This is a genomic window from Streptomyces flavofungini, assembly GCF_041028215.1.
Taxonomy (GTDB): Bacteria; Actinomycetota; Actinomycetes; order Streptomycetales; family Streptomycetaceae; genus Streptomyces; species Streptomyces flavofungini_B.
The window spans coordinates 1-2,825 of the sequence record NZ_JASKYR010000927.1; the positions used below are offsets into that span (position 1 = coordinate 1).

A 2,825-nucleotide genomic window follows, 5' to 3' on the forward strand; every position below is an offset into this window, starting at 1 on the left:
GTGCATGACGGGCCCCGCACGACGCGGACACCGGCCCACCACTGTGTGGCCCGGGCGCACGTCAGGGACCCGGCCACACGGTAACCGCGGATGCCGCGCCAGGGGAGCCGTTGTGCAGGAACGATACGGCCGAGGCCAAGGCCCCGGCGCCCCGCCGACCGCGCTGTCCGCGCCCCGCCGACCGCGCTGTCCGCGCCCCGGTGACGCGCCGTACACTCCCCGAGTGACCGCCACCACCACTCCCGTAGACGAGCCGGAGCAGCTCGATCCGCAGCCCGCACGGGATTCCCGTGCCGTGCGCGTCCTGCGGCGGCTCGCGCCCGCCGCCGCGGCGGCCCTCTCCGGAGTGCTGCTCTACGTCAGCTTCCCGCCCCGCACGCTCTGGTGGCTGGCGCTCCCGGCCTTCGCGGTCCTCGCCTGGTGTCTGCACGGCCGCACCTGGAAGGCGGGCCTCGGCCTCGGCTACCTCTTCGGCCTCGGCTTCCTGCTGCCCCTGCTCGTCTGGACCGGCGTCGAGGTCGGCCCAGGCCCGTGGCTCGCGCTCGCTGCCGTCGAGGCCGTCTTCGTGGCCCTGGTCGGCGCGGGCACGGCCGTCCTCTCGCGGCTGCCGGGCCATCCGCTGTGGGCGGCGGCCCTGTGGATCGCGGGAGAGGCGGCACGCGCGCGTGTGCCCTTCAGCGGCTTCCCCTGGGGCAAGATCGCCTTCGGCCAGGCGGACGGCGTCTTCCTGCCGCTCGCCGCGCTCGGCGGCACGCCCGTCCTCGGCTTCGCGGTCGTCCTGTGCGGTTACGGGCTCCACGAACTGATCCGGCAGCTCCGCACCGCCCGCGGCCTCGGCGAGGTGCGGCGGGGCGCCGCCGCGGCCGCCCTGCTCAGCGTCCTCGTCCCGGTCGGCGGCGCCTTCGCGGCCCGCACGCTGGTCAGCGACGACGCGGAGGACGGCACCACCACCATCGCCGCGATCCAGGGCAACGTGCCGCGCGCGGGCCTCGGCTTCAACGCGCAGCGCCGCGCGGTCCTCGACCACCACGTCCGCGAGACCGAGCGGCTCGCCGCCGCGGTGAAGGCGGGCCGGGCGGAGCGACCCGACCTCGTCCTGTGGCCGGAGAACTCCTCCGACATCGACCCCTTCACCAACCCCGACGCGCGCCACGAGATCGAGGACGCCGTCAAGGCCATCGGGGCGCCCGTCTCCGTCGGAGGCGTCGTGGAGACCGCGGACGGCAAGCTCTTCAACGAGCAGATCCTGTGGGACCCGGACAAGGGCGCCACGGACACCTACGACAAGCGGCAGATCCAGCCCTTCGGCGAGTACATCCCGCTGCGCGGTCTCATCAGCCTGTTCAGCAGCGACGCCGACCGGGTCCGCCAGGACTTCAGCCGGGGTTCCAAGCCCGGCGTCTTCACCATGGCGGGCGCCGAAGTCGGCCTCGCAACCTGCTACGAAGCGGCCTTCGACTGGGCGGTGCGCGACACCGTCACCCACGGCGCCCAGCTCATCTCGGTGCCCAGCAACAACGCCACCTTCGACCGCAGCGAGATGACCTACCAGCAGCTCGCCATGAGCCGGGTCCGCGCGGTCGAGCACAGCCGCGCCGTCGCCGTCCCCGTGACCAGCGGCGTGAGCGCCGTGATCATGCCGGACGGCACGGTCAAGGCCAAGACGACCTGGTACACCGCCGACTCGCTCGTCGAGGAGGTGCCGCTGCGCTCCTCCCGCACCCCGGCCACCACCCTCGGAGTGCTCCCCGAGGGCATCCTCGTGCTGATCGCGGCGGGCGGCCTCGGGTGGGCCGTGACCTCGGCCGTACGGTCCAGGCGCACCGCCGGGCAGTGACCCCGCCGGAGGTGGCCTGGACGGCCGCGCGCCGCCATTAGGGTCGTGTCATGGCTACTCCTGACTTCATCCGCGCCATCCGGGCCGACGCGGGCCAGCAGCTCCTCTGGCTCCCCGGGATCACCGCCGTCGTCTTCGACGACGAGGGCAGAGTGCTTCTCGGCCGGCGCTCCGACAACGGCAGGTGGTCGGTGATCGGCGGTATCCCGGAGCCCGGCGAGCAGCCCGCCGAGTGCGCGGTGCGCGAGGTGTACGAGGAGACGGCTGTGCACTGCGTGCCCGAGCGGGTGGTGCTTGTGCAGGCGCTCGAACCGGTCACCTACCCCAACGGCGACACCTGCCAGTACATGGACATCACCCTGCGCTGCCGTGCCGTCGGCGGCGAGGCGCGCGTGAACGACGACGAGTCCCTCGACGTCGCCTGGTTCGCCGTGGACGCCCTGCCCGAGCTGCACGAGTTCTCCCTCTCCCGGGTCAAGCAGGCGCTCGCGGACGGCCCCACCTGGTTCGAGCCGACCGCCGAGCGGTGACACGGGCGTCGCCCGCCGCGCCCTCCGTTAGCCTGTGGGCACGATGAACCGTTTGAGCACGTCATGGGGCGCGTACGACCTCACCCGCTTCCCGGCCGACCCCCGGGACCCGTTGCGCGCCTGGTCGGCCGCCGACGCCTACCTCCTGCGCCACCTGGCCGGGGAGGAAGGCGCTGCGGCCGTGGACCTGGGCGGCACCGTGGCCGTCGTCGGCGACCGGTGGGGCGCGCTGACCACCGTGCTCGCGGGGCACGCGCGCGTGCCGGTGCAGATCACCGACTCCTTCCTCGCCCAGCAGGCGACCCGCGCCAACCTCGCGCGGGCGGGCCACGCCGGGGACGCGGCGCGGCTCCTGACGACGCGGGACGCCCCTCCCGCGCGGATCGACGTGCTCCTGGTGCGCGTGCCGAAGAGCCTGGCGCTCCTGGAGGACCAGCTGCACCGGCTCGCGCCCGCCC

2 protein-coding genes and 1 pseudogene are annotated in these 2,825 nt (G+C 74.2%); all 3 read left to right on the top strand.

The window, feature by feature from the left end; all coding sequences use genetic code 11:
• Positions 1 to 223: 223 nt before the first annotated feature.
• Complete coding sequence (gene lnt, locus AB8Z36_RS36650; RefSeq protein WP_369217709.1) at positions 224 to 1,837, top strand: apolipoprotein N-acyltransferase; 1,614 nt, start codon at positions 224 to 226, stop codon at positions 1,835 to 1,837.
• 50 nt (positions 1,838 to 1,887) lie between these two features.
• Positions 1,888 to 2,367, top strand: coding sequence for an NUDIX hydrolase (locus AB8Z36_RS36655; RefSeq protein ID WP_369217710.1), 480 nt, complete (start codon positions 1,888 to 1,890; stop codon positions 2,365 to 2,367).
• A gap of 43 nt (positions 2,368 to 2,410) precedes the next feature.
• A pseudogene (locus AB8Z36_RS36660) lies at positions 2,411 to 2,825 on the top strand (methyltransferase); the annotation flags it as partial.

Coding starts and splice junctions, on each gene's coding strand:
- AB8Z36_RS36655 (WP_369217710.1), top strand. CDS start 1,888: ATGGCTACTCCTGACTTCATCCGCGCCATCCGGGCCGACGCGGGCCAG.